General features: G+C 41.0%; 38 protein-coding genes. 5 read left to right on the top strand and 33 right to left on the bottom strand.

Going from position 1 to position 25,769, the window contains the following annotated elements; all coding sequences use genetic code 11:
* Positions 1 to 795: 795 nt before the first annotated feature.
* The 3 genes from rrtA to FTV17_RS10210 form a co-directional block, all read right to left on the bottom strand.
* On the bottom strand, positions 796 to 1,383 hold the full coding sequence (gene rrtA / locus FTV17_RS10220) for a rhombosortase (protein WP_179999275.1): 588 nt from the start codon (positions 1,381 to 1,383) through the stop codon (positions 796 to 798).
* An 84-nt stretch (positions 1,384 to 1,467) separates the two neighbouring features.
* On the bottom strand, positions 1,468 to 2,511 hold the full coding sequence (locus FTV17_RS10215) for a hypothetical protein (RefSeq protein WP_035265182.1): 1,044 nt from the start codon (positions 2,509 to 2,511) through the stop codon (positions 1,468 to 1,470).
* A 913-nt stretch (positions 2,512 to 3,424) separates the two neighbouring features.
* Positions 3,425 to 3,685, bottom strand: coding sequence for a succinate dehydrogenase assembly factor 2 (locus FTV17_RS10210; protein WP_179999273.1), 261 nt, complete (start codon positions 3,683 to 3,685; stop codon positions 3,425 to 3,427).
* 179 nt (positions 3,686 to 3,864) lie between these two features.
* Between FTV17_RS10210 and FTV17_RS10205 the strand changes: the two genes are divergently transcribed.
* A complete protein-coding gene (locus FTV17_RS10205) occupies positions 3,865 to 5,037 on the top strand; it encodes an acyl-CoA dehydrogenase family protein (protein ID WP_035265167.1) in 1,173 nt (390 codons plus the stop codon).
* 48 nt (positions 5,038 to 5,085) lie between these two features.
* Here the strand turns inward: FTV17_RS10205 and FTV17_RS10200 are convergent, their stop codons facing one another.
* The 30 genes from FTV17_RS10200 to FTV17_RS10055 all read right to left on the bottom strand — a co-directional run bounded on the left by FTV17_RS10200 (position 5,086) and on the right by FTV17_RS10055 (position 21,315).
* Positions 5,086 to 6,576: an NAD(P)/FAD-dependent oxidoreductase gene (locus tag FTV17_RS10200; protein ID WP_179999271.1), complete on the bottom strand. Its 1,491-nt coding sequence runs from the start codon at positions 6,574 to 6,576 to the stop codon at positions 5,086 to 5,088.
* A gap of 187 nt (positions 6,577 to 6,763) precedes the next feature.
* A complete protein-coding gene (rplQ, locus tag FTV17_RS10195; RefSeq protein ID WP_034587447.1) occupies positions 6,764 to 7,129 on the bottom strand; it encodes a 50S ribosomal protein L17 in 366 nt (121 codons plus the stop codon).
* 18 nt (positions 7,130 to 7,147) lie between these two features.
* Positions 7,148 to 8,155, bottom strand: a complete 1,008-nt coding sequence (locus tag FTV17_RS10190; RefSeq protein ID WP_035265161.1) for a DNA-directed RNA polymerase subunit alpha — start codon at positions 8,153 to 8,155, stop codon at positions 7,148 to 7,150.
* A gap of 17 nt (positions 8,156 to 8,172) precedes the next feature.
* Positions 8,173 to 8,799, bottom strand: coding sequence for a 30S ribosomal protein S4 (gene rpsD / locus FTV17_RS10185; protein WP_035265160.1), 627 nt, complete (start codon positions 8,797 to 8,799; stop codon positions 8,173 to 8,175).
* A gap of 12 nt (positions 8,800 to 8,811) precedes the next feature.
* A complete protein-coding gene (rpsK, locus tag FTV17_RS10180; RefSeq protein ID WP_001040166.1) occupies positions 8,812 to 9,198 on the bottom strand; it encodes a 30S ribosomal protein S11 in 387 nt (128 codons plus the stop codon).
* A 19-nt stretch (positions 9,199 to 9,217) separates the two neighbouring features.
* On the bottom strand, positions 9,218 to 9,574 hold the full coding sequence (gene rpsM / locus FTV17_RS10175) for a 30S ribosomal protein S13 (protein ID WP_035265156.1): 357 nt from the start codon (positions 9,572 to 9,574) through the stop codon (positions 9,218 to 9,220).
* Between the two features lie 106 nt (positions 9,575 to 9,680).
* A complete protein-coding gene (gene rpmJ / locus FTV17_RS10170; protein WP_000867907.1) occupies positions 9,681 to 9,797 on the bottom strand; it encodes a 50S ribosomal protein L36 in 117 nt (38 codons plus the stop codon).
* A 20-nt stretch (positions 9,798 to 9,817) separates the two neighbouring features.
* Entirely contained in the window at positions 9,818 to 11,137 is a 1,320-nt protein-coding gene (gene secY / locus FTV17_RS10165; RefSeq protein WP_171076742.1) for a preprotein translocase subunit SecY, read from the bottom strand.
* A 45-nt stretch (positions 11,138 to 11,182) separates the two neighbouring features.
* The gene (rplO, locus tag FTV17_RS10160; protein ID WP_179999269.1) at positions 11,183 to 11,623 is read right to left on the bottom strand and encodes a 50S ribosomal protein L15; all 441 of its coding nucleotides are present in this window, start codon (positions 11,621 to 11,623) and stop codon (positions 11,183 to 11,185) included.
* Positions 11,624 to 11,626: 3 nt separating this feature from the next.
* Complete coding sequence (gene rpmD, locus FTV17_RS10155; RefSeq protein ID WP_004786899.1) at positions 11,627 to 11,803, bottom strand: 50S ribosomal protein L30; 177 nt, start codon at positions 11,801 to 11,803, stop codon at positions 11,627 to 11,629.
* A 6-nt stretch (positions 11,804 to 11,809) separates the two neighbouring features.
* Positions 11,810 to 12,307, bottom strand: coding sequence for a 30S ribosomal protein S5 (gene rpsE, locus FTV17_RS10150; protein ID WP_035265141.1), 498 nt, complete (start codon positions 12,305 to 12,307; stop codon positions 11,810 to 11,812).
* 2 nt (positions 12,308 to 12,309) lie between these two features.
* On the bottom strand, positions 12,310 to 12,660 hold the full coding sequence (gene rplR / locus FTV17_RS10145) for a 50S ribosomal protein L18 (RefSeq protein ID WP_035265138.1): 351 nt from the start codon (positions 12,658 to 12,660) through the stop codon (positions 12,310 to 12,312).
* 14 nt (positions 12,661 to 12,674) lie between these two features.
* The gene (rplF, locus tag FTV17_RS10140) at positions 12,675 to 13,208 is read right to left on the bottom strand and encodes a 50S ribosomal protein L6 (RefSeq protein ID WP_035265135.1); all 534 of its coding nucleotides are present in this window, start codon (positions 13,206 to 13,208) and stop codon (positions 12,675 to 12,677) included.
* Between the two features lie 13 nt (positions 13,209 to 13,221).
* Positions 13,222 to 13,617: a 30S ribosomal protein S8 gene (gene rpsH / locus FTV17_RS10135; RefSeq protein WP_035265132.1), complete on the bottom strand. Its 396-nt coding sequence runs from the start codon at positions 13,615 to 13,617 to the stop codon at positions 13,222 to 13,224.
* A 12-nt stretch (positions 13,618 to 13,629) separates the two neighbouring features.
* Positions 13,630 to 13,935, bottom strand: coding sequence for a 30S ribosomal protein S14 (gene rpsN, locus FTV17_RS10130; RefSeq protein ID WP_067731180.1), 306 nt, complete (start codon positions 13,933 to 13,935; stop codon positions 13,630 to 13,632).
* Positions 13,936 to 13,944: 9 nt separating this feature from the next.
* Positions 13,945 to 14,481, bottom strand: coding sequence for a 50S ribosomal protein L5 (gene rplE / locus FTV17_RS10125; RefSeq protein WP_004809796.1), 537 nt, complete (start codon positions 14,479 to 14,481; stop codon positions 13,945 to 13,947).
* A gap of 16 nt (positions 14,482 to 14,497) precedes the next feature.
* Positions 14,498 to 14,815, bottom strand: a complete 318-nt coding sequence (gene rplX / locus FTV17_RS10120) for a 50S ribosomal protein L24 (RefSeq protein WP_035265122.1) — start codon at positions 14,813 to 14,815, stop codon at positions 14,498 to 14,500.
* A gap of 11 nt (positions 14,816 to 14,826) precedes the next feature.
* Positions 14,827 to 15,195: a 50S ribosomal protein L14 gene (rplN, locus tag FTV17_RS10115; protein WP_035265119.1), complete on the bottom strand. Its 369-nt coding sequence runs from the start codon at positions 15,193 to 15,195 to the stop codon at positions 14,827 to 14,829.
* A gap of 91 nt (positions 15,196 to 15,286) precedes the next feature.
* Positions 15,287 to 15,544, bottom strand: a complete 258-nt coding sequence (gene rpsQ, locus FTV17_RS10110; protein ID WP_004691314.1) for a 30S ribosomal protein S17 — start codon at positions 15,542 to 15,544, stop codon at positions 15,287 to 15,289.
* Positions 15,541 to 15,738: a 50S ribosomal protein L29 gene (rpmC, locus tag FTV17_RS10105; RefSeq protein ID WP_035265113.1), complete on the bottom strand. Its 198-nt coding sequence runs from the start codon at positions 15,736 to 15,738 to the stop codon at positions 15,541 to 15,543. Before rpmC ends, rpsQ begins: the two co-directional genes overlap by 4 nt.
* A complete protein-coding gene (gene rplP, locus FTV17_RS10100; protein ID WP_035265110.1) occupies positions 15,738 to 16,151 on the bottom strand; it encodes a 50S ribosomal protein L16 in 414 nt (137 codons plus the stop codon). The genes rpmC and rplP overlap by 1 nt, the downstream gene beginning before the upstream one ends.
* Before the next feature lie 3 nt (positions 16,152 to 16,154).
* Positions 16,155 to 16,907: a 30S ribosomal protein S3 gene (gene rpsC / locus FTV17_RS10095; protein WP_035265107.1), complete on the bottom strand. Its 753-nt coding sequence runs from the start codon at positions 16,905 to 16,907 to the stop codon at positions 16,155 to 16,157.
* A gap of 1 nt (position 16,908) precedes the next feature.
* Entirely contained in the window at positions 16,909 to 17,238 is a 330-nt protein-coding gene (rplV, locus tag FTV17_RS10090) for a 50S ribosomal protein L22 (protein WP_035265103.1), read from the bottom strand.
* An 11-nt stretch (positions 17,239 to 17,249) separates the two neighbouring features.
* Positions 17,250 to 17,525 carry a 30S ribosomal protein S19 gene (gene rpsS, locus FTV17_RS10085; protein ID WP_004281508.1) on the bottom strand — a complete coding sequence of 92 codons (276 nt, stop codon included), beginning with the start codon at positions 17,523 to 17,525 and terminating at the stop codon, positions 17,250 to 17,252.
* Positions 17,526 to 17,544: 19 nt separating this feature from the next.
* Entirely contained in the window at positions 17,545 to 18,369 is an 825-nt protein-coding gene (gene rplB, locus FTV17_RS10080) for a 50S ribosomal protein L2 (protein ID WP_035265099.1), read from the bottom strand.
* 11 nt (positions 18,370 to 18,380) lie between these two features.
* A complete protein-coding gene (gene rplW / locus FTV17_RS10075; protein WP_035265097.1) occupies positions 18,381 to 18,701 on the bottom strand; it encodes a 50S ribosomal protein L23 in 321 nt (106 codons plus the stop codon).
* Positions 18,698 to 19,300, bottom strand: coding sequence for a 50S ribosomal protein L4 (gene rplD / locus FTV17_RS10070; protein ID WP_035265093.1), 603 nt, complete (start codon positions 19,298 to 19,300; stop codon positions 18,698 to 18,700). Before rplD ends, rplW begins: the two co-directional genes overlap by 4 nt.
* Before the next feature lie 11 nt (positions 19,301 to 19,311).
* Positions 19,312 to 19,950: a 50S ribosomal protein L3 gene (gene rplC / locus FTV17_RS10065; protein ID WP_035265091.1), complete on the bottom strand. Its 639-nt coding sequence runs from the start codon at positions 19,948 to 19,950 to the stop codon at positions 19,312 to 19,314.
* A gap of 59 nt (positions 19,951 to 20,009) precedes the next feature.
* Positions 20,010 to 20,321, bottom strand: a complete 312-nt coding sequence (rpsJ, locus tag FTV17_RS10060; RefSeq protein WP_004725677.1) for a 30S ribosomal protein S10 — start codon at positions 20,319 to 20,321, stop codon at positions 20,010 to 20,012.
* A gap of 235 nt (positions 20,322 to 20,556) precedes the next feature.
* Positions 20,557 to 21,315 carry a type 1 glutamine amidotransferase gene (locus tag FTV17_RS10055; RefSeq protein ID WP_179999267.1) on the bottom strand — a complete coding sequence of 253 codons (759 nt, stop codon included), beginning with the start codon at positions 21,313 to 21,315 and terminating at the stop codon, positions 20,557 to 20,559.
* A 152-nt stretch (positions 21,316 to 21,467) separates the two neighbouring features.
* On the opposite strand from FTV17_RS10055, the gene FTV17_RS10050 reads away from it, so the two are divergent.
* The 4 genes from FTV17_RS10050 (at position 21,468) to FTV17_RS10035 (ending at position 25,730) form a co-directional block, all read left to right on the top strand.
* Positions 21,468 to 22,670, top strand: coding sequence for a PLP-dependent transferase (locus tag FTV17_RS10050; protein WP_179999266.1), 1,203 nt, complete (start codon positions 21,468 to 21,470; stop codon positions 22,668 to 22,670).
* A 12-nt stretch (positions 22,671 to 22,682) separates the two neighbouring features.
* Entirely contained in the window at positions 22,683 to 24,266 is a 1,584-nt protein-coding gene (locus tag FTV17_RS10045) for a helicase HerA-like domain-containing protein (RefSeq protein WP_179999264.1), read from the top strand.
* Positions 24,267 to 24,415: 149 nt separating this feature from the next.
* On the top strand, positions 24,416 to 25,177 hold the full coding sequence (locus FTV17_RS10040; protein WP_179999262.1) for a globin domain-containing protein: 762 nt from the start codon (positions 24,416 to 24,418) through the stop codon (positions 25,175 to 25,177).
* Positions 25,178 to 25,283: 106 nt separating this feature from the next.
* Entirely contained in the window at positions 25,284 to 25,730 is a 447-nt protein-coding gene (locus FTV17_RS10035; RefSeq protein ID WP_179999260.1) for an Rrf2 family transcriptional regulator, read from the top strand.
* The last annotated feature ends 39 nt before the right edge of the window (positions 25,731 to 25,769 follow it).

The following is a 25,769-nucleotide window of genomic DNA, read 5'->3' as shown; positions in this document are numbered from 1 at the left end:
CAAAGAAAGTTGTTTCCATGGTTCGGTAAGTTCGTATTGAAGGATTATCTTCTAAATACTGAATTGACTTATCGTAGAAGGCATATTTTTCTTCACATAACTGTTGACCAGCCAACACAGAGGCACGAACATCTTCTTCAGATGTTGTGCCAAAAATATCTGCAAATTCATCTTTTGCATTGGCTTGCATTTGGTTTTGAACCAGAAGGTCAATATTAGGATTTCGATCACAGACTGGCTTTTCAGGTTCGGCACGCAAGAATGAATACTGCATACCAATTTTTTCGTCACCATATAGACTTTCACCTATACGTAACATCTGCCCGTGAATCATTTCTCCTGTCCCGATGATGAGCGTCAGTAACAGTAGAAGCAAAATCGTAAACGCAGATATCCACTCAGTCCATATATAACTAAGTAGACCTAACCCAGATCTCTTTTTAGAAGGCTCTTGCATTGTTATTCCATTATTTAATACTGCTATACATTGCCTGTACAGCTCATCTTTTCTAATTCGGGCTTAGGCAAAATCCTTTACCTAATTTCCTTACCACTTTTATCACATGAATCTGACTGATTTTTTTTTTAAAAAGAATGACTGACTTTTCCATTTTTTTTAAATTTATGCCAATTTTCATCAATTCACCTCTTAAGAGCGAGATAAAAACCAACTAAATCAGTAGGCTATACCATACTGTATTTTTTTTTTAAACAAATATGACCTTAAAAAAATAAATGCAAAAGATTTGGATCTGATCACACATTAAAATAAGTAATGATTAAACATCAAAGTAGTTAAGAGGTGTGTGTGTCCTTCATGGAAATGTGCTGATAGATTAAAAAGAGCATGCTGAGTAATGCCCCCCATATTGCACCAGTTAAATGTGCTTCAACCAATACGGGGCTGCCAATCATTTGCGCAGTATCGAGAGAACCAAAGATATTTTCCCACAAAATTTTGCCCGTGATTAAAGCTAATACAAGCAGCGAGAATTTACGTTCTTTTTCAAATTTAAAAAAATAAACTGCCAAAGCCATATACATACCATGTAGTACCCCTGATAGACCTGCATAAGCTTCAACGTGAGGATAAACATAAAAAAAACTTAAACTAATTAATGGCGGGAGTGCGATCAACAAGTACAACATGTACCTAATTTTGACATATGGGAAGATGAATGGCAGACAGGCTAAACCCACCATATTCAATGCATAGTGTATCCAGCCCACATGTACATAGTGGGCTGTCCATACTCGCCAAATTTCCTCATCCAATACAGGACGCCAATAGAAAAAATACTCCTGAAAAATCTGCAAACTAGCAGCAATACTGATACAGCATGCAATAAACAGTATTTTTCGAATCAGGATAGTATCTTTCATCTTTCGTATTCCTAAAAGAAAAAGAGCTTTAAGCTCTTTTTCTTGAATAACTCCATTTTTAATTTTGAACAAAATTAAAAAATCTTATTCACCTAATGTGTTCTCGAAAAGATCATCAGCTTCATTGGTCGCTTGATCATCCCAGAAGCTCGACATTCCATCTGCTTCAGTTCGAACACCTGTATTCTCCGTCCAATAACGGTCTGAGATCGCTTGAATCATTTGTCCTGCCATATTATCCAATAACTTAAACTCTGGATTTACAGGAACTTCTTCTGCACGTGAAGCAGCATAAGAACGTAATGCATCACGTATTTTTGCATCGTCACCACTGGCTTGTGCTGCAACAGCATACAAGGCATGCGATAAGCGTACTCCTTTTTGCTCACCAATTTGCATAGATTGTTTAAGCGTTTGGTATGGATCTGGTTTGCCTGCATCAGCTCCAGGTAATAATGTCCAAATCACTGCTCGAGTAGCATTCGGTACACCCCAAAACTTGTTGTTATCAAGGCAGACCATGCCACGTTCAACAATTGCTGCGATATCTTTAGGAACATGCACTTGACCACCAGAAGCAATATCATTGGTCATCGCTTGTAAGCCACTTAACATCCCTAACAGATATACTGTTTGGTCAAGATTACGACGCATAGTTGGACATGAGTCACCTAAATTATATTTATATTTAGACTGCCAACGCTCCGCAAACAATTGATAACCCGTATATTGACGTTCGGCAGCAACAGCAGCCCAGCGCTTTTGTTCGATACGTGCATCTTGCGCTTCTGTCACTTGACCTGCTTTTGATGCTCTTAGGTATCTCAATTCTGCATCTAGCGCGCGATTTTCTGCACACATCCCTGAAGCTGAATATAAAAGAACTGCCATACGGGTCGGATCAGCACCCATATCTTTAGTCGCCATAATCACAGGAGTCAAAGCTGTGCCCTGATTACACACCATATCCACATCACCCATTGAGAGTACTGGCGGTAAGATGTGTTTTTCACTAAACGCAAGTGATGCATTCGCACCGGTTTTGATTACGTATGAACATCCAGATAAAGTTGTAGCTGCTACAACCGCAATTGCCGTGAAAAGACCTTGAGTCTTTAATTTAGACATACTTCCTGTCCTCAATTTTATAATTTTGTCATCCTTGCGATTTAAAATATCAGATGCAATCGCTGAATAAAAGTGCAGCAATGCACTTCATTAACAATTAGTCTGTCATTGATCTGAATTGAAATAATTGACTTATTTTTTGAATTGTTAAAATTTTGGGCAAAAAAAAGTAGCATTGCGACGGTTCGGCACATGCTACTTATTAAACGGTAAACTCAAGAGAGTTTATTTTGTTCGTTGTTGTGGTGTTCAATTCGTTCCTTCAGCACAGTTCCTAGTCTTCCAATTATAATTGCCATAACAGCAGCAACCACTAGAAACAACCACATATGAATTTCGCTCATTTTGAAATTCCTCATTAGCTGTTGGTATATTTAATGTACTTTAGAAATTAAGATTTCAATGTGTTTTTGTCTAACAATTTGATTTTCTTTCATTTTCGTCAAACAATTCATTTTTTATTCATATTATATTTTTTTAAATAATTGTTTTTTATCATGTTTTAAATTTAAAAATAAAAGACTTATTGTCTAACAATTAGCCAAAATTTGCATGAGTAATCAAGCTTTTCCATTGTTTTTCATCTATTTGATCTCTCCAAATCACCAAAGAGTCGAATTTATTTTCGTTAAAACTGAGTACTACGAAGTAATGAAAATGAAACACTCGATTCAGTTTTGCTTGGTATATTTTTGGATTTGAAGTCATTTGAATCGACCATAAATCTTTATCTATTTTTTGTAATTCTTTTAATTGTGGTTTTTTTCTAAAATTCCACCAGATAATCAGTATAAATATAATACTACCCAAAGTATAAATGAGCTCAATACAGATTAATAAAGTAATACTTATGATGAGCATAAAGAAAACATGAAACACAGCCGAATAAAAGCTGTGTTTCAGTGAATAGCGCTCATGGATTATGGACATAATCTTTTAATTTTTGAATAAAATGGCGCAATTCAGGTCGAGGTGGTTCAGAAACCTCCATAAACCAATCCAATAAATCAGGATCTTCTTGCTCAACCAATTCAGCAAACATTGCTTTCTCTTCAGGTTCAGCTTGCAAATAGTATTGCTTTACATAAGGATCAAAATACACGTCAATTTCTTTTAAACCACGACGTGCGCGATAGATAACTTTACGCTCTTCAAGCGTTAATTCATCGTACATTTTTATCCCCTAATCTGTGTTCATTCCATTTTAACTGAAGCCATGGGCTTTGTGTTTTAAAAATATCAATTGACCAAATTCATCAGCAATTCTTGTGTTTTGAGCATTCAACACATTGCACCAATGTTCAGGCTCTCTTATGTTGTGGCTATTCTAATAACACTTATGGAAATATAAATATGCAATCAGGCGCAATTCGACCAATTCCTAATATGTTGCCTCGAAAATTATTCAATGCAGAACATGAAGCCTTTCGTGATACTGTCCGAAAATTCTATGAAAAAGAAGTCGTTCCAAATATTGCTAAATATGAAGAACAACAACATGTAGATCGTGACTTATGGAATAAAGCGGGTGAAATGGGTCTATTGTGCACCACAATGCCTGAAGAATATGGTGGATATGGTGTAGATCGACTCTACAGTATGATCCTCATTGAAGAACAAGCTTATGCAATGGATTCATCAACTGGTTTTTCATTGCATTCGGATATTGTTGCGAACTACCTGAATAATTTTGCCAACGAAGAGCAGAAGAAAAAATGGCTCCCTAAAATGGCTTCTGGCGAAGTTGTCACTGCCATTGCGATGACGGAGCCTGGTACAGGTTCGGACTTACAAGCTGTACGAACTTCTGCAGTTTTAGATGGCGATGAATATGTCATCAATGGTTCTAAAATTTTTATTACCAATGGTTATCTATGTGACATGGCAATTGTTGTGTGCAAAACAGGTAATAGTGATAAAGGTTCAGCCAACTTATCTCTCATTATTGTCGAAGCTGATCGAGCTGGATTCACTAAAGGTAAACCACTCAATAAAATTGGTATGAAAGGACAAGATACTTGTGAATTGTTCTTTGATAATGTTCGTGTACCAAAGGAAAATTTGATTGGTATGGAAGGCATGGGCTTCATTATGCTTATGAAAGAACTCGCTTGGGAACGTATGCTTGTTGCGATTATCTGCCAAGCAGGTGCAGAAGCTGCCTTTGCACACACAGTACAATATACAAAAGATCGTAAAGCATTTGGCAAGCCTATTGGCGCATTTCAAAATACACGTTTTAAGCTAGCAGAACTTCGAACTGAAATAGACTTCTGTCGTTCTTATTTAGATCGTTGTATGGAATTACAACTTGAGGGTACTTTAGGTGTAGATGCGGCCGCAGCTGCAAAATATAAAATTTCTGATATGTTCTCTAAAGTCGTCGATGAATGCTTACAGTTACACGGTGGTTATGGCTTCATGCTCGAATACCCTATTGCACGCGCATATATCGACAACCGTGCAAATCGTATATATGCCGGCACCAATGAAATCATGAAAGAACTCATATCACGTTCTTTGTAAATAAAAAAAGGAAGCTTTCGCTTCCTTTTTTATTTTAATAGCTATTCATTAAGACACTAATTTAGGCTTTTTTACAGACTGTGCAGGAGCCTTCGCAAATTTTAAAATACCATCGTTAAAAGTCGCATTTTTCAGATCTTTACGATCAGCTAAATAGTTATGCGTTGCCATCCAAGGTGCCTTGGTACCTTGTTTCGGGAGTTGATCAGCCGCTCGCGCGATATAACCTGATGACATTTCACCCATAACTGTTTCATCGAGCATTGCAGAATGGTCAGTTGGTGCGACAACTTCATCATAACCGTTCTGATCCATAAATTTGAATAGACGGCAAATATAATCAGCGACTACATCTACTTTTAAAGTCCATGACGCGTTCACATAACCAATGACCATCGCCATATTTGGTACATCACTTACCATCACACCATTATAAAGCATATGCTCGCTAGTCTTGATCGGCTGACCATCAACAGTCGCTTTGATACCGCCCATAATTTGAATTTCTAGACCAGTTGCAGAAACAATGATATCTGCATCTAAGTGTTTACCAGATTTCAATTGAATACCATTTTCAGTGAATGATTCAATATGATCTGTTTCAACACTTGCTTTACCACTACGTAAAATTTTGAATAAATCACCGTCTGGTACTACACATAAACGTTGATCCCAAGGATTGTAACTTGGGGTAAAGTGCTTCATATCCACTTTACCTTTCAACTGCATTTCAATAGATTTAAGAAGTAACTTACGTACCAGTTGAGGTTGTTTTTTTGACAATGCAAAAATCGCACGTTGCATTCCGATATTACGAGCACGCGTGAACTTATATGCCATGTCCTCTGTCATAAATTTACGTGTTTTGTCGTAAACAAAATCAATCGAAGGAATTGAAGCAATATACGTTGGTGAACGTTGTAACATTGTTACATGCCCAGCCCCACCTTTTGCCATTGCTGGTACTAAAGTGATTGCAGTTGCTCCACTACCAATGATAACTACTTTCTTGCCGGTATAATCTAAATTTTCAGGCCAAAATTGTGGATGAATCAATCGACCTTTAAATTTATCTTGATTTGGAAAATCAGGTTGGAAACCTTGATCATAGTTATAATAGCCTGTGCAGCCTAAAACAAAATTAGCTTGCCAAGTTTGTTTCTTTTCATTTTGATCTTCGATTTCTACAATCCATTTTTTGATTGAAGTATCGTAATTCGCTGAAAGTACACGATGTTCAAAATGAATTTTTTCTTTAATATTGTACTCACTAACAACTTCACCCAAGTAACCTTTAATCGAAGCGCCATCTGCAAGCACATTCGCTTTGCGCCATGGCTTAAAATTGTAGCCAAAAGTAGACATATCTGAGTCGGAGCGAATACCTGGGTATTTAAACAAATCCCACGTTCCACCGAAACTTTTACGACGTTCGAGTATTTCAAATTTACGGTTCGGATTATTTTTAATTAAATGTGCGGCAATTCCAATTCCAGAGATACCAGCACCAACAATAAGAATATCGACTTGCTTATCCATTTCTTTTATTAACCTTTTTATAAGAACATTTTTATTAAAACATATTTTTGACAATACACAATGTCAAGTTTGACTAAAAGTTGCAAAAAACATATCAATTCAGGTCAAGTAATGCCAATTGTTAGACAAAAAAAGGCCGGTTTATTCAACCGACCTTTTTGAACAACTTGCTATGTTCTACACGAAATTATTTAACTTCGCGATCTACTAGCTCAACGTAAGCCATCGGTGCAGCATCACCTGCACGGAAGCCCGCTTTAAGAACACGTAGATAACCGCCGTTACGTTCTTTGTAACGAGGGCCAAGAACGGTAAATAATTTACCAACAGTTGCTGCTGAACGAGTACGAGCAAACGCTAAACGACGGTTTGCTACTGTATCGACTTTAGCTAAAGTGATTAAAGGCTCAGCTACACGACGTAACTCTTTTGCTTTAGGCACAGTTGTTTTGATCAACTCGTGTTCAAACAAAGAATTAGCCATGTTTTGGAACATCGCTTTACGATGACTGCTTGTACGGCCTAATTTCACACCACTATTACGATGACGCATGGTGATAGTCCTACTTAATTAACGACTACGATAGGCAAAACGATCGTCCATACGTAAACTAGCTGGTGGCCAGTTTTCTAAACGCATGCCGAGTTGTAAGCCTTTTGAAGCCAGAACATCTTTGATCTCAGTCAACGATTTTTTACCTAAGTTAGGAGTTTTTAACAACTCAACTTCAGTACGTTGAACAAGATCACCAATGTAGTAAATATTTTCTGCTTTCAAACAGTTAGCAGAACGAACAGTAAGCTCTAGATCATCTACTGGACGAAGCAAGATTGGGTCAACTTCTTCACGAGGTTCTTGAGCAACTGGAGCTTGATCTTTCTGAAGATCAACAAAGATTGCAATTTGTTGTTGCAAGATTGTTGCCGCTTTACGGATCGCTTCTTCAGGATCAACAGTACCGTTTGTTTCAAGATCAATGACCAACTTGTCAAGGTCTGTACGTTGTTCTACACGAGCATTTTCAACTGTGTAAGAAACACGTTTAATCGGGCTATAAGACGCATCTAATTGTAAACGTCCCACTGGGCGAGTTTCACCTTCTGGGAAGCGAGAATCAGAAGTCTCATAACCACGACCTTGAACAACTTTCAAGCGCATTTTCAATGAGCCTGAAGCACTTAACGTGCCGATCAAATGTTCAGGGTTAACCACTTCAACATTGTGAGGTAAACGAAGATCAGCGGCAGTTACATCGCCAGGTCCTTGTTTCTCTAATGTCAAATATGCTTCATTTTGATCGAACAGCTTAATAGACAATCCTTTAAGGTTCAGCAAGAGCTCGACGATGTCCTGCTGCAAGCCTTCTAAAGTACTGTACTCGTGCTCGACGCCTTCAATCTCAACTTCAACCACAGCAGCGCCAGGTAAAGATGATAAAAGAATGCGACGTAAAGCATTACCTAGAGTATGACCAAAGCCACGCTCTAAAGGTTCTAGAATCACTTTTGCCGAGGTCCCGCTTGCCGCTTCGACCTTGATCGCTTGCGGAGTTAGAAACTCGTTTGCAGTACGCGTCATTATTGCTACCTCAAGGATTATTTAGAATACAATTCAACAATCAAGCTTTCGTTGATTTCAGCAGGTAAATCAGAACGATCAGGTGCAGATTTGAATGTACCTTCTAATTTAGAATGGTCAACTTCCATCCAAGAAGGAGTTCCACGTTGAGCAGCCAATTCAATTGCGTTTTTAATACGTAATTGTTGTTTAGCGCCTTCGTGTACTGCAATCACGTCACCAGCTTTAACTTGGATTGACGCGATGTTAACACGACGACCATTTAAAGTGATTGAACGGTGAGATACAAGCTGACGAGCTTCTGCACGTGTAGAACCAAAGCCCATACGATAAACAACGTTATCTAAACGGCTTTCAAGCAATTTCAACAAGTTTTCACCTGTTGCGCCTTTAACACGAGCAGCTTCTTTATAGTAGTTACTAAATTGACGTTCTAAAACACCGTACATACGACGTACTTTTTGTTTTTCACGTAATTGTAGTGAGTACTCTGATTGTTTACCACCACGAGCTCCACCATGTTGGCCAGGAGCTTTAGCATGTTTTTTTGTCTTAACATCAAACGGTTTAACGCCTGATTTAAGTTGCAGGTCTGTCCCTTCGCGGCGAGAGAGTTTGCATTTTGGACCAATATAACGAGCCATGAATGTTTCTCCTTACACGCGACGTTTTTTAGGTGGACGGCAACCGTTGTGAGGAATTGGAGTCACATCGGTAATGCTATTAATTTTATAACCCACTGCACCTAAAGCACGAACCGCAGATTCACGACCTGGACCAGGACCTTTAACAAGGACGTCCAAGTTTTTCAAACCGTAATCCAAAGCAGCTTTACCAGCAACTTCAGCAGCTACCTGAGCAGCAAACGGAGTTGATTTACGTGATCCACGGAAGCCTTGTCCACCTGAAGTGGCCCAAGCCAGTGCATTACCTTGACGATCGGTAATAGTCACAATGGTGTTATTAAAAGAAGCGTGAATGTGTGCAACACCTTCAGAGACGGTACGAGTGACCTTCTTGCGTGTGCGAGTATCTTTAGCCATCTTTTAGCTTCCAGAAATCTTATTTCTTAATAGGTTTGCGCGGACCTTTACGGGTACGTGCGTTAGTTTTGGTGCGTTGTCCGCGGACAGGCAAGCTGCGACGATGACGAAGACCGCGGTAGCAGCCTAAATCCATTAAACGTTTAATGTTCATGGAAATTTCGCGACGTAAGTCACCTTCGGTCGGAACCTTAGCAACTTCTGCACGAATCGCATCAAGCTGAGCGTCATCTAATTCACGGATCTTAGTAGTTGGTGCAATACCAGTTGCAGCTAAGATTTGCTTAGCAGTATGGCGACCAATACCAAAGATATACGTAAGAGAGATAACAGCATGCTTGTTATCCGGAATGTTTACACCGGCAATACGAGCCATTCACTTTCTCCAAAAAGGCAGTAGAGATAATCAACCGCCCCACAAAATCTTTGAGGGGCGGATAATAACCTAATTAGCCTACTGAAATCAACAGGTCTTGATCAGATTAACCTTGACGCTGCTTATGACGAGGTTCAGCGCTACAAATCACGCGGATTACCCCATTACGACGGATAACTTTACAGCTACCACAAATTTTCTTTACAGAAGCTTGAACTTTCATGATGAAACCTCTAAGTGCGCTTATCCCTTAGGATGAGCAGTCGTTTTACTCATTAGTGTTTGATTATCATATTGGCGCGATGTGAGGTGTGCCTGTAGCTGAGCCATAAAGTCCATAACTACAACAACCACGATCAACAGCGATGTACCACCCAAATGGAATGGAATACCAAAAGAACTTTGAAGCACCATCGGCATTAAACATACAACAGTGATATAAATCGAACCGATAAATGTTAAACGACTAAGAATATGATCTAAATAACGAGCAGTTTGCTCACCTGGGCGAATACCAGGTACATAAGCTCCACTACGCTTTAAGTTTTCAGAAACTTCTTTAGGACTAAAAACTAGTGCCGTATAGAAATAACAGAAGAAAATAATAAGCGCACCGAATAGCACCAAATATAATGGTTGTCCAGGCGATAAAACTAATGCCAAATCTTGTAGTGTACGCTTAACGATCCCTGCATTAGGATCAGAACTACCTAACCATTGACCTAAACTTGCAGGAAACAGCAATAACGAACTTGCGAAAATTGCTGGAATTACACCCGCCATATTTATTTTTAATGGTAAGTGAGTCTGCTGTGCAGTAAATACTCGGCGACCTTGCTGCTTTTGAGCATAGTTAACAGGTATACGACGTTGTGCTTTCTCAATAAACACAATCGCAGCTAAAACAGCTAAAGACAATAAGCCAAATATAGCAATACCAATTAAACTTGATTGACCATTTTCCACAAGGGTAAATGATTGCACAACCATACTTGGTAAACCAGCAACAATACCTGCAAAGATGATCATAGAGATCCCATTACCAACACCACGTTCGGTAATTTGCTCTCCCAACCACATTAAGAACATGGTACCTGCAACTAAAGACGTTAATGCAGGAATATAGAATGCTAAACCTGAAGTAAAGGTAATCCCTTGACTGATCAGACCCGCACACATACCAATACCTTGTACAATTGCAAGAAATAATGTGCCGTAACGCGTATATTGGTTAATCTTACGCTTGCCCTGCTCGCCTTCTTTTTTCAATGCTTCCAGCGAAGGAACAACCGTTGACATTAACTGCACGATAATCGATGCAGAAATATACGGCATGATCCCCAACGCAAGAATGGACATTCGTTCCAATGCCCCGCCTGAGAACATATTAAACAAACCAAGGAAAGTACCCTGGTTTGCATTAAAGAAACGTTCTAAAGCGACATTATCAATACCTGGCAGCGGAATATGCGCTCCTAGTCGAAAGACCACCAAAGCACCAATTAAAAACATTAATCGGCGTATAATTTCACGATATTTAACGTGAAATGGTTGACCTTTCATCATGTGAACATGACCTGTAGAACTAGGAGACATAGACACTCGCGATTACTCCTCGACTTTACCGCCAGCAGCTTCAACAGCAGCTTTAGCGCCTTTAGTCAATGCAACACCTTGAACAGTGAATGCACGAGTGATTTCACCAGAAAGAACGATACGAGCACGAATCATATCTTTACGTACAACGTTCGCTGCTTTTAAAGTTTCAAGAGACACGATATCGCCTTCAACTTTGTTAAGTTCTGACAAACGTACTTCAGCAGTTTTCAAAGCCAATTGGCTAGTGAAACCGAACTTAGGTAGACGACGATATAATGCAGTTTGACCACCCTCAAAACCTGGACGAGTACCACCGCTCTTACGTGAGTTTTGACCTTTGACACCACGGCCACCAGTCTTACCAACGCCAGAACCAATACCACGGCCTAAACGAAGGTTATCACGTTTAGCACCTTCTGCAGGTGCAATTGTATTTAAACGCAGAGTCATGGCTTATTCCTCTACACTAACCATATAGTAAACTTGATTGATCATACCACGGTTAGAAGGAGTATCTTGAACTTCTACAGTGTGACCAATACGACGCAGACCTAAACCTTTAAGGCTAAGCTTGTGATTTTTCAAGCGATGCGATGCAGATTTAGTCTGGGTAACTTTAATCGTTTTCATGATTGATTACCCTTGAATTTGTGCTACTGAAAGACCACGTTTCGCAGCAACTTTCTCAGGAGAAGTCATATCACGCAGACCATTGAAAGTCGCGTTTACTACGTTCGCAGCGTTAGTAGAACCATAACATTTAGTTAATACGTTACGTACACCAACAGCTTCTAAAACAGCACGCATAGCGCCACCAGCAATTACACCAGTACCTTCAGAAGCAGGTTGCATGTAAACACGGCTAGCACCGTGACGAGCGTTGATAGGGTGCTGAACAGTACCATCAACAAGTTCAACAGTAATCATGTTGCGACGAGCAGCTTCAAGTGCTTTAGAAATAGCAGCTGGAACTTCACGAGCTTTACCACGACCAAAACCTACGCGACCATTACCATCACCCACAACAGTTAATGCTGTGAAAGAGAAGATACGACCACCCTTAACAACTTTGGCTACACGATCAACGGCAACCAGCTTTTCAACAAGACCTTCGTTTTGTTCAACTTTAGCCATGATTAGAACTCCAAGCCGTTTTCACGAGCAGCATCAGCCAAGGCTTTGATACGACCATGATATTTGAAACCAGAACGGTCAAATGCAACTTTAGTTACGCCAGCTGCTTTAGCACGTTCAGCGATTAAAGCACCAACTTTAGTAGCTGCTTCAACGTTACCTGTAGTACCACTACGTAACGTAGCATCTAAAGTAGAAGCTTGCGCTAATACTTTGCCACCATCTGCTGAGATTACTTGAGCATAGATGTGACGCGGAGTGCGGTTTACACACAAACGAGTCGCACCCAATGCACGGATGTGCAAGCGTGTGCTTTTCGCACGACGCAAACGGGTTTGTTTCTTTTCGTTCATAAGAACCTCGCGCCTTATTTCTTCTTAGCTTCTTTACGAAGTACAACTTCATCAGAATAACGAACACCTTTACCTTTATATGGCTCTGGCGGACGGTAACCACGGATATCTGCAGCAACTTGACCTAAAGCTGCTTTATCAGCAGATTTAAGCACGATTTCAGTAGCTGTAGGAGTTTCAGCAGTTACACCTTCAGGAAGGTTGTAATCGATCGGGTGAGAGAAACCTAGGTTAAGGTGAACTGTGTTCCCTTTAACCGCAGCTTTATAACCAACACCGATAAGTTGTAACTTACGTTCGAAACCTTCGCTAACACCTTTAACAAGGTTGTTAAGCACAGCGCGAGCAGTACCAGCTTGCATCCAAGCATCTTTAGATTCAGCTTTAGGAGCAACAGCTAGAATACCGTCTTCCTGTTTTAGCTCGACCAGCGCATGCAGGTTGAAAGACAAAGTACCTTTGCTGCCTTTCACTTCGACCTGCCGGCCGTTCTGAGTAACTGTTACACCGTTAGGTACAGTTACTGGGGCTTTAGCCACACGAGACATGAGGAATCACCTATTAAGAAACAAAAGCAATAACTTCACCACCGATACCTGCAGCACGTGCAGCGCGATCAGTCATGATGCCTTTGCTTGTAGAAACAATTGCAATACCTAAACCTTGCTTAACGCTTGGAAGGTTATCTTTACCGCGATATTGACGTAAACCTGGACGGCTAACGCGCTTCACAGTTTCAATAACTGGTTTGCCTTCGAAATATTTTAAAGTCAAAGTAAGTGTTGGTTTGCCTTCAGCATCCGCAACAGCTACGTCAGCGATATAACCTTCTTGTTGAAGAACGTTAGCAATCGCAACTTTTAACTTTGAGTTTGGCATAGAAACAGTTTGTTTCTTCGCCATTTGTGCGTTACGAACACGTGTTAACATGTCGGCAACGGTATCTTGCATACTCATTTATAGTGCTCCTTACCAGCTTGCCTTAACAACGCCCGGTACATCACCTTGCATTACTGTGTCACGTAATTTGTTACGGCTTAAACCGAACTTACGGAAGTAACCATGAGGACGACCAGTTAAACCACAACGGTTACGAAGACGTACTGGAGATGCATTACGTGGTAATGCTTGTAACTTCATCATCGCTTCGAAACGCTCTTCGTCGCTTGCATTTACGTTTGCAATAACAGCTTTTAATTCAGCACGTTTTGCAGCGTATTTAGCAACAGTAGCTTCGCGTTTCAATTCGCGATTAATCATACCTTTCTTAGCCATATCGACCTCTTATTTGAACGGGAAGCCGAATGCACGCATAAGCGCACGGCCTTCGTCATCGGTGCGAGCAGTCGTAGTGATGGTAATATCCATACCACGAATACGGTCAATCTTATCAAAATCGATCTCAGGGAACATGATCTGTTCTTTAAGACCCATAGAGTAGTTACCACGACCGTCAAATGATTTCGCAGAGAAACCACGGAAGTCACGGATACGAGGGATCGCGATAGAGATCAAACGGTCTAAGAATTCGTACATGCGTTCGCCGCGTAAAGTAACTTTACAACCAATCGGCCAACCATCACGGATTTTGAAACCAGCGATAGATTTACGAGCTAACGTAAGAACTGGTTTTTGACCAGCGATAGCTTGCATATCAGAAAGAGCACCATCAAGGAGTTTTTTGTCAGCAGCAGCTGCACCAACACCCATATTGATCGTGATTTTAGTGATGCGAGGGATCTCCATCACATTCTTAACGCCCAATTGTTCTTGTAATTGAGCTTTAAGTTCGTCGTTGTAACGCGCTTTAAGTCTGGCCATTGCCTATTTCAACCTATTACTTCGCTACCGCCACTGATTCACCATTTGATTTGTAAACGCGAGTTTTCACGCCATCAATCACTTGGTAACCAACACGGTCAGCCTTTTGGGTTGTAGCATTAAAAATTGCCACGTTAGAGATATGAAGCAAAGCTTCTTGTGTAACGATAGCGCCTTCAGCACCTGTTGCACGGTTAGGCTTTTGATGCTTCTTAACTAAGTTAAGACCTTCAACCTTAACTCGGTCATTAGAAACAGACAAAACAGTACCTTGTTTGCCTTTTTCTTTACCTGCGATCACGATTACTTGATCGCCTTTTTTAATCTTAGCCATGATTGCCTCTATTATAGAACTTCAGGAGCCAATGAAATGATTTTCATGAACTGTTCAGTACGAAGTTCACGAGTCACTGGTCCGAAAATACGAGTAGCAATCGGAGCTTTGTTGTTGTTCAAAATAACAGCAGCGTTATCATCGAAACGAATAACAGAACCATCTGGACGACGGATACCGAATTTTGTACGTACAACTACTGCATTCATTACGTCGCCTTTTTTAACACGGCCACGTGGAATTGCTTCTTTTACAGTAACTTTAATAATGTCGCCAACTGAAGCATAACGACGATGTGAACCACCAAGTACTTTAATACATTGTACGCGGCGAGCACCACTGTTGTCTGCTACGTCGAGCATAGTTTCGGTCTGAATCATTGCCCTACTCCAAAACCGAGCATCACCGGTCACAATTTCGAAAGGCTCAAAGAGTACTCGAAATTGACCGATGATGCAACAAGAACGTTATTTACTCAGCAGCTGCTTCAACAACTTCAACTAAAGTCCAAGACTTAGTTTTAGAAATTGGGCGGCTTTCTTTGATAGTTACAACATCGCCAGTTTTAGCAGTGTTGTTCTCATCATGAGCGTGTAATTTTGTTGAACGGCGGATTGATTTGCCATACAACGGGTGTTGAACGCGGCGTTCGATAAGAACAACGATAGACTTGTCCATCTTGTCGCTTACGACTTTGCCTGTTAACGTGCGAACTGTTTGCTCACTCATTGTGCGTTCCCCTGTTTTTCGGTAAGGAGGGTCTTGATGCGAGCAATAGTTTTACGAGTTAATTGCACTTCGTGCGATTTACCCAATTGACCAGTTGCTTTAGCCATGCGAAGACGGAATTGGTTCAACTGTTGCTCATCAAGCAAAGCTGTCAATTCTTCTACCGACTTTTCACGTAGATCTTTAGTTTTCATTACATTACCGTCCGAGTCACGATAGTGGTTTTAAACGGAAGTTTAGCAGCAGCAAGCGTAAATGCTTCACGCGCTAATTCTTCGTTCACACCTTCCATTTCGTACAGGATCTTACCTGGTTTGATTTCACAAACCCAATATTCCACAGAACCTTTACCTTTACCCATACGAACTTCTAATGGTTTTTCAGTAATTGGTTTGTCCGGGAATACACGGATAAAGATCTTACCACCACGTTTTACACGACGGCTGATTGTACGACGCGCTGCTTCAATTTGACGCGCAGTCATGCGACCACGTTCAACTGATTTAAGTGCGATAGTACCAAAAGATACTGTGCTACCGCGATGTGCTAGACCAGTGTTACGGCCTTTTTGCACTTTACGGAATTTAGTACGTTTAGGTTGCAACATGGATTATTCTCCTTTTTCAGCAGAACGATCATTGCGACGACCACGACGCTCTTGACCTTCACCACGACCGCGACCACGTTTAGCTGGACGTTCTTCAGCTGGAGCTGGGTTCATGACTTGTTTCATGCCGCCCAAGATCTCACCACGGAAGATCCAAACTTTAACGCCGATCGTACCGTAAGTAGTTTCTGCGCGAACCGCTGAATAGTCGATGTCAGCACGAAGAGTATGTAGAGGTACACGACCTTCACGATACCATTCAGTACGTGCAATCTCTGCACCGCCTAAACGACCAGAAACTTCAACTTTGATACCTTTCGCACCAGCACGCATAGTGTTTTGAACCGCACGCTTCATAGCACGACGGAACATTACACGTTTTTCTAATTGAGAAGCAATTGCTTCACCAACTAGACGAGCGTCTAAATCTGGACGATCAATTTCGTTGATGCTTACTTGCGCTGGAACACCCATAATATTGGTAAGTTCGCGCTGTAATTTTTCAATGTCTTCGCCTTTCTTACCGATTACGATACCAGGACGAGCAGTGCTAATTGTTACTTTAGCAGCACCTGTTGGACGTTCGATAAGAATATTGCTTACCATCGCATTCTTGAGTTTTTTATTCAAAAACTCACGAACTTGAAGATCTTTAAGCAAGTATTCAGCGTATTGTTTCGGATTCGCATACCAGTTAGCGTTATGACGTTTCACAACACCTAGGCGGATACCGATTGGATGAACCTTCTGACCCATATCAAACCCCTACCTTAACGGTGATGTGACAAGTACGCTTAGTAATACGATCTGCACGGCCTTTAGCACGTGGCAAAATACGTTTAAGGCTCATGCCTTCATCAACGTAGATCGTAGAAACTTTAAGATCGTCTACATCTAAACTGTTATTATGTTCAGCGTTTGCAATCGCAGATTCCAACGCTTTCTTAACTAAAACTGCAGCTTTTTTGTTGCTGAAGTTTAGGATGTTAAGAGCGTGCGCAACAGATTTGCCGCGAATCAAGTCTGCAACCAAACGAGCTTTTTGTGCCGAGATAGCGGCACCGCGTAATTTAGCAGTTACTTCCATCATAGCACCTATTAACGTTTAGATTTCTTGTCAACACCGTGACCACGGTAAGTACGAGTCGGTGCAAATTCACCAAGCTTGTGACCAACCATATGCTCAGATACGATTACCGGAACATGGTTACGACCATTGTGTACAGAAATTGTTAAACCAACAAAATCCGGGAGGATCATCGAACGACGCGACCAAGTTTTGATCGGCTTACGGTTATTAGCCGCGATAGCCGCTTCAACCTTAGCGAACAAGTGCGCATCGACGAATGGGCCTTTTTTCAGAGAACGAGGCATTGTCAGATTCCTTTACTTGTTACTTAACGCGACGGTCGCGAATGATCATCTTAGTCGTACGCTTATTGGTACGTGTCTTGTACCCTTTAGCTTTTTGACCCCATGGGCTTACAGGTTGAATACCTTTGTTACGCCCTTCACCACCACCATGCGGGTGATCTACCGGGTTCATCGCCATACCACGAACGGTAGGACGAACACCACGCCAGCGTGAAGCACCAGCTTTACCTAGTGAACGTAAGTTGCTTTCTTGGTTAGAAACTTCACCAAGAACTGCGCGACATTCAACGTGTACTTTACGCATTTCGCCAGAACGTAGACGAATAATTGCGTAAGAACCGTCACGACCCAATAACTGAGCAGAAGCACCAGCAGAACGCACTAATTGAGCGCCTTTACCAATTTTAAGCTCGATATTGTGAAGAGTAGAACCGATAGGCATGTTACGAAGTGGTAAGCAGTTACCTGGACGAATTGGAGCATCGTTACCAGATTGAACTTTATCACCAGCACGTAGACCTTTAGGCGCAATGATATAACGACGCTCACCGTCAGCATACAAAACTAATGCAATGTGTGCAGTACGGTTAGGATCGTATTCGATACGCTCTACAGTCGCAGGAATGCCATCTTTGTTACGTTTAAAGTCAACAATACGGTAATGTTGCTTGTGACCACCACCAACGTGACGTGTAGTAATGTGACCGTTGTTATTACGACCACCAGTACGTTTTTTAGCTTCTACCAACGGAGCATAAGGCGCACCTTTGTGAAGATGGTCGTGAACGACTTTCTCTACAAAGCGACGTCCTGGAGACGTTGGCTTACATTTTTGAATAGGCATAATTCTCGTCCTTATTCCGCTGTGCTTTCAGCGGTATCGCCCAAGTCAGCCATTTCTACATCTTGGCCAGCTTTCAGGGTGACGTATGCTTTTTTAACATCAGAACGACGTCCGATAGTTTTACCAAAGCGTTTAGTCTTACCTTTAGTGATAGTCGTGTTAACTTTAACAACTTCTACACCAAATAATTGTTCAACTGCTTTTTTGATTTCAAGTTTGTTTGCATCGATAGCAACTTTAAACACTTGAACACCAGCAGTTTCACCTAAAACTTGTGCTTTTTCTGAGAATACAGGTCCTTTTAGGACTTGATAGATACGTTCGTTGTTCATCCGAGTTCTACCTCAATTTTCTTAGCAGCAGCTACAGACATAACAACTTTATCGAACGCGATCAAGCTAACAGGATCGATAGCAGCAGCATCAACCACATCAACGTGTGGAAGGTTACGAGCAGCTAGATACAAGTTCTCATCAACAGCATCAGTAACGATTAATGCACGAGTAGCATTCAAGTCGTTAAGTTTTGCAAGCAATTCTTTAGTTTTTGGAGCAGCTACAGCAAACTCTTCAACTAAAACTAAGCGATCTTGACGAACAAGTTCAGCCAGGATGCATTGCATAGCACCGCGATACATTTTACGGTTTACTTTTTGAGACCAGTCTTGTGGACGAGCAGCAAAAGTTTTACCACCGCCAACCCAGATTGGGCTACGAATAGAACCAGCACGAGCGCGACCAGTACCTTTTTGACGGAATGGTTTTTTACCACCGCCAGAAACGTCTGCACGTGATTTCTGAGCTTTTGAACCTTGACGACCACCAGCTAAATAAGCTGTAACAACTTGGTGTACAAGAGCTTCATTGAATTCACGACCGAACGCAACTTCTGATAATTCAACAGCAGAGCCGGAAACAGTATTTAAATTCACGTTATTTCCCCTCAAGCCTTGATAGTAGGACGAACAGTTACGTCACCACCGGTAGCACCAGGAACCGCGCCTTTAACTACAAGAACTGAACGCTCTGTATCGATAGCAACGATTTCAAGACCCTGTGTAGTTACGCGTTCAGCACCTAAATGGCCAGCCATTTTTTTGCCTTTGAATACGCGACCAGGAGTCTGGTTTTGACCTGTAGAACCTAGAACACGGTGAGAAACAGAGTTACCGTGAGTAGCGTCTTGAGTACGGAAGTTCCAACGCTTAACACCACCTTGGAAACCTTTACCTTTAGACTGACCAGTTACGTCAACGATTTGACCCACTGTGAACAAATCTACACCGATAGTTCCGCCAACTTCACGACCTTCAAGATCAGCTTCTGTAACACGGAACTCTTGAACTAAACGACCAGCAGCAACACCCGCTTTAGCGAAGTGACCTTTCTGAGCATTAGTAACGCGAGATTCGCGACGTTCACCAGTAGTGATTTGAATCGCTTGATAACCATCAGTTTCAAGCGTTTTGATTTGAGTGATGCGGTTAGGATCAACCTCAATCACTGTAACAGGTACAGAAACACCAGCATCTGTAAAGATACGTGTCATACCGCACTTGCGACCGACTAAACCAATAGCCATGTGCATAAACCTCTAAAAAAGCGGCTTAATTAACTTAGAGTGTTAATTAACCGAAAGCCTTAACCCAATGCGATCTGAACGTCTACACCAGCTGCAAGATCTAATTTCATCAATGCATCTACAGTTTTGTCTGTAGGTTGAACGATGTCGATCAAACGCTTGTAAGTGCGGATTTCATACTGATCACGCGCGTCTTTGTTAACGTGCGGTGAAGTTAGAACGTTAAAACGCTCGATGCGAGTTGGCATCGGGATTGGACCACAAACTTGTGCGCCAGTACGTTTTGCTGTTTCTACGATCTCTTGAGAAGATTGATCAATTAAACGGTGATCAAAAGACTTCAAACGGATACGGATTCTCTGGTTAGACATACCAGTAAACTCCAAGCCAAATATATAAAGAATCACCCATGACGCATCTCCCCCTGTCCGAAAACAAGGCAAGTGTCAGAGGCAGTGAAAATCACTAAGGTCGTGATCGATGCCACGACTGTAACGATCTAAACAACAATCAACGTTGTTTAGCCCTTAATATCAAAGGGTCGCCCATTATAACGATTGTTTAACTGTTAAGCAAACCTATTTATCATTTTTTCTCAATTTACGGTTAAGCGTTGGCGGCTTTCTTTTGCACACCCTGCCCGAACCCCAATACGTAATTAATTGCATCGATCAGCAATTCATTCCCTTTTTGGAACCTCGTTTTTTTTGTTTGTTTTAAGGTATCTAAAGATTGTACATAAGCGCCAGAAAATACCTTCTCATGCTCTTCATTCTCAATATACATTTGTAAAACTTTCGGCGTTATTTCTGGATGAAACTGAAAACCCAGCACATTCTTTCCAATTTGGTACATTTGGTTTGCACACACATTATTTTCAGCCAGTCTGACGCCTCCTTTAGGAATCTCAAAAGTCTCACTGTGCCATTGCATTATTTCCAATTCTTTAGGTATTTCAAAGTAATCTGATAAACCATGTTGAGTTCTGAAGACTTTAGTCCAACCTAACTCTTGTTGTTCATTTAAACGTACACTTGCTCCCAAAGCATTGGCTATAAGCTGACCTCCGAGACACAAACCAATTGCAGGCTTGCCTAGTGATAAATATCGACGGATCCATCTTTTTTCTATTTTTAGCCATGGATAATTTGCCTCATCATTTACACTCATTGCTCCGCCCATGATGATTAGTAAATCAATATCTTCAATTGCTGGTAACGCCTCGATTTCTAATGCCATCTCAACAGGTAATGCAAAAAACTCCGTAGCACTAATTTGTGCTCCAATTGATTTTAAATATTCATAACAACTTCCGAACCCTTCACCAGCAATATGCTGAAAGTAATGCACTTTTAATGGCTTCATTTTCCAACCCGAACTTTTCTTATATTGCACTAGCAGTTGCAAAAATGAAGCCAACCTATAGGTTGTTAAATAATTTTAAACAAAGCACAGCTATGCAGTTTTTTAGTAGTATGTTTTGTTAGTTATAAAATGACGGTTTATACAGGTAAATTGTGAAAATAAATACGCAAACTCAACTCATACATAGCCCTAGAAAAGCACCTCAACTTTTAAATAGTATTCAACCCCCTATTTATCGTGCATCAACGATCATTTTTGAAAATACCGATGCTCTTTTCAATCGCCATTGGACCGATGCTTATGACTATAGTTACGGAACGCATGGCACCCCCACTACGTTTACGCTAGGCGACAATATTGCACAATTAGAAGGCGGAGAATACTGTCTACTTGCACCAAGCGGACTCTCTGCAATCAACTTGGTGAATTCTTGTTTTTTAGCACATGGTGATGAAGTTTGGGTCGCGGACAATATTTACGGTCCAAATATGGAGCATTTGCGAAACCTAGAATCACGTTATGGTATTGCCGTTAAGGTCTATAACCCAATTGATGTTGAGAGCTTTAAACCCAGTGATAAAGCTAAGTTAATTTGGTTAGAGGCTGCAGGATCTGTAACACTCGAATTTCCAGATTTAACGAATCTGGTGAAAAAAGCTCAAACGCATAAGATCCTTACCGCACTTGATAATACTTGGGGAGCAGGTCTAGCTTTTAATGCTTTTGATTTTGGTACAGAACACTTAGCAGTCGATATTACCGTCCATGCACTCACCAAATATCCAAGCGGTGGTGGTGACATTCTCATGGGGAGTGTCGTAACAAAAAACAAGGATTTATACCACAAGCTATTTCGCATGCATGCAATTCAAGGGATTTCTATATCAGGCGATGACACCGCACAGATTCAGCGCAGCCTATCTTCAATGGAACTCCGTTATACGCACCAATCTAAATCAGCGCTAACTTTATTAAGCTGGCTTCTACAGCAAAATGAGTTTGCACAAGTATTGCACCCTGCCAATCCAAAATCTGCAGGTCATACTTTTTGGAAGGAAGTTTGCCGATCAGAATTAAGCGCAGGTTTGATCAGTGTAATTTTTGATAAAAAATATAATCTTCAAGATATACGCAATTTTTGTGATGCGCTTAACCTGTTTAAATTAGGTTTTAGCTGGGGTGGTCCAGTGAGTTTAGTAATGCTCTATCAACTTGATCAAATGCGTGAGCTTGCACATCCACATTTACAAGAAGGAATATTGGTTCGTTTTTGTATAGGACTGGAATATCCGCAAGATTTGATGAAAGATATTCAACAAGCACTCAAAATAATGCAACAACAAAAGATCGAATAAAAAGGAATAATTATGGGCACACCAATTGTCATCGCAAAAAAAACCTCAGATACATCCCAAGAGATTGTTTTACATTCGCAACTGGCAAATCGACACGGCTTGATTGCCGGCGCAACAGGAACAGGAAAAACAGTCACTTTAAAGGTCTTGGCAGAGAGCTTTTCTCGTATTGGTGTGCCGGTATTTTTAGCCGATGCAAAAGGTGATGTCTCTAGCCTTGCCAAAGCAGGTGAAAGCAATTCAAAGTTTGATGAACGCATCAAAAGCCTCAATATTGAATCAATCCCATTTAGCGCATCACCTGTGGTTTTTTGGGATTTATTTGGCGAACAAGGTCATCCGATTCGGACTACAGTATCAGAAATTGGTCCATTGCTTTTAGCCCGAATGCTGAATTTGAATGACACCCAAGAAGGTGTGCTTTCTGCGATTTTCCGCATCGCGGATGATCAAGGTTTTTTACTGCTCGACTTTAAAGACCTCAAGGCGATGATCACTTATGTGACTGAGCATGCAGCTGACTTTAAAGCAGAATACGGCAATCTTTCTCCTGCCAGCTTGGGTGCAATCCAACGTAATTTGCTAGCACTGTCCGATCAAGGCGGTGATCAATTTTTTGGTGAGCCTGCATTAGACCTCATGGATTTTATCCAAACCGATGCACGAGGTCACGGTAATATTAATTTGCTCGCTGCCGATAAATTAATGAATACCCCAAAGTTGTATGCGACTTTCTTACTATGGATGCTTTCCGAACTGTTTGAACAATTACCTGAAGTCGGTGATATGAATAAACCGAAATTGGTATTTTTCTTCGATGAAGCACATTTACTGTTTGACAATGCCAGCCCTGCTTTACAAGAAAAAATCGAACAAGTGGTACGCTTAATCCGCTCTAAGGGAGTAGGTATTTATTTCGTCACCCAAAATCCGCTGGATTTACCTGAAAGTGTTTTAGGACAACTAGGTAACCGTGTTCAGCATGCACTTCGTGCCTTCACACCAAAAGATCAAAAAGCAGTAAAAACTGCAGCTGATGCTTTTAGACCCAATCCTGCATTCAAAGTACAGGGCACCATTACGGAGTTGGCAGTTGGTGAAGCCCTAATTAGCTGTCTAGATGAGAAAGGCACGCCACAAATGGTTGAACGCGGTTGGGTTATGCCCCCATATTCATCTTTTACACCTATCACACTTGAAGAGCGTAAGACGCTCATGACAAACAGTGTGGTTGCAGGTGTTTATGAGCAAGTACTTGATCGAGAAAGTGCTTTTGAAATGCTGCAAAACAAAGTAGTTCAGCGTCAACAACAAGCCGAACAAGAAGCATTAGCAAAACAACAAGCTAAGGAACAAGAGGCCTACGCGAAGCAAATTGCTAAAGAGCAAGAAGCGTTCGCAAAACAGCAAGCCAAAGAACAAGAACGCCTTGCCCGTGAACAACAAAAAGAAGCAGAACGTGCAGCCAAACAACGCGAAAAACTCACCCAAGATATTGTCGGTACGTTTGCTAAAAGTGCTGCACGAAGCCTCGGCGGAAGCACTGGGCAAAAAATCGTACGCGGTCTACTGGGCTCATTATTTGGAAAAAAATAGCCCTCCCTTTACCCATCATTTTTAACTTCATTATGGGATATTTTAATATCCCATAATTATTTTAAGGTTTTCTATGCAAGTCATATTGCAGCTCGACCCTAAAAGATGTATTTTAAATATATCTTTTAATAAAACTAAAGTTGAAGCTCATGACGCCACAACATATTGAACTTGTAAAAGCGACTGTTCCCGTCCTGCGTGAGAATGGTGTTGCCCTTACAACCTATTTCTATAATCGCATGCTGAACAACAACCCCGAGTTAAAAAATACATTTAACATGGATCATCAAAGTATTGGTCGTCAGCCACGTGCTTTAGCTGCTGCTGTTTTGGCATATGCTGAAAATATTGAAAATCCTACAGTTTTGGCGAAAGCGATTGAGCGAATTACCACTAAACACGTAAGTTTAGACATTCAAGCAGATCAATACTCGATTGTGGGTGAAAACCTTCTGCATTCAATCAGCGAAGTATTAGATGTGCCAATGGACTCTGATCTGATTGCTGCTTGGAAAGACGCGTATATGCAATTGGCAGACATTTTAATCGGTGTCGAAAAATCAAAATATGAAGCTTTGACTGCACAAAATGGCGGTTGGGCTGGCTGGCGTGAATTTAAAATTACAGCGATTGAAGCTGAAGCTAATACCAAAACCTTAACTTTAGCTGCCAAAGACGGTCACACCATTGCGACGGCTGAAGCAGGTGAATATATTTCGGTGCGAGTCCAAGTACCGGGGCAAGAGATTCGCCAACCACAACAATTTAGCTTTGATGCTGCACAAGCTGACCAGTATCAAATCACAGTAAAAGCGGTAGATGAAGCAACTGAATATTCTGTGGCAAATATCTTATTAAACCACTATCAAGTAGGTGATGTGGTTGAGGTATCTGCACCACTAAAAAATTAATTCATCTAAATCTTTAACCGAAATAAGATTTTAAGAGATCATTGAAAGCTCCGTTCGCGGGGCTTTCAATGTTAAGATAGAAATAAGCTATCTTTTATGATGATCTATGCAACTGAATAAATTTACCGACTATGCCCTGCGTATATTGATGTATGTCGCACAACCTCGCGACTTGCCTTATACCATTGCAGAACTGGCAAACCAATTGCAGGTCTCAGAAAACCACGCCATGAAAATCGTTCACTTTATGGCAAAACAAAATTGGCTAATGACCACTCGAGGCAAAGGTGGCGGTATACGTCTAGCCCCTCAAACTCTGAATATCTCATTAGGGACTTTAGTGAGAACACTTCAAGGCGATCAGCAAATTGTAGAGTGTCATAACCCACCATGCGTATTAAGAAGTGACTGTGGCTTAAAAGGCATTTTAGATCATGCAGTCAAACAGTTTTATCAGCATTTAGATCAATTTAAACTGAAGGACGTTATACCCACCTCAGGTATAAAATTCAATTCAGACTCACCCATTCCTTTCATTCAAGTTACACCATAGATTGACTCAATTCGATTGAGTATTCGCTTGCATGCGCGA

It is taken from the genome of Acinetobacter sp. YH12239 (assembly GCF_013417635.1).
In the GTDB taxonomy this organism is placed as follows: Bacteria; Pseudomonadota; Gammaproteobacteria; order Pseudomonadales; family Moraxellaceae; genus Acinetobacter.
The sequence above is the reverse complement of the archived record's forward strand: the minus strand, read 5'-3'. Positions and strand labels throughout refer to the sequence as shown.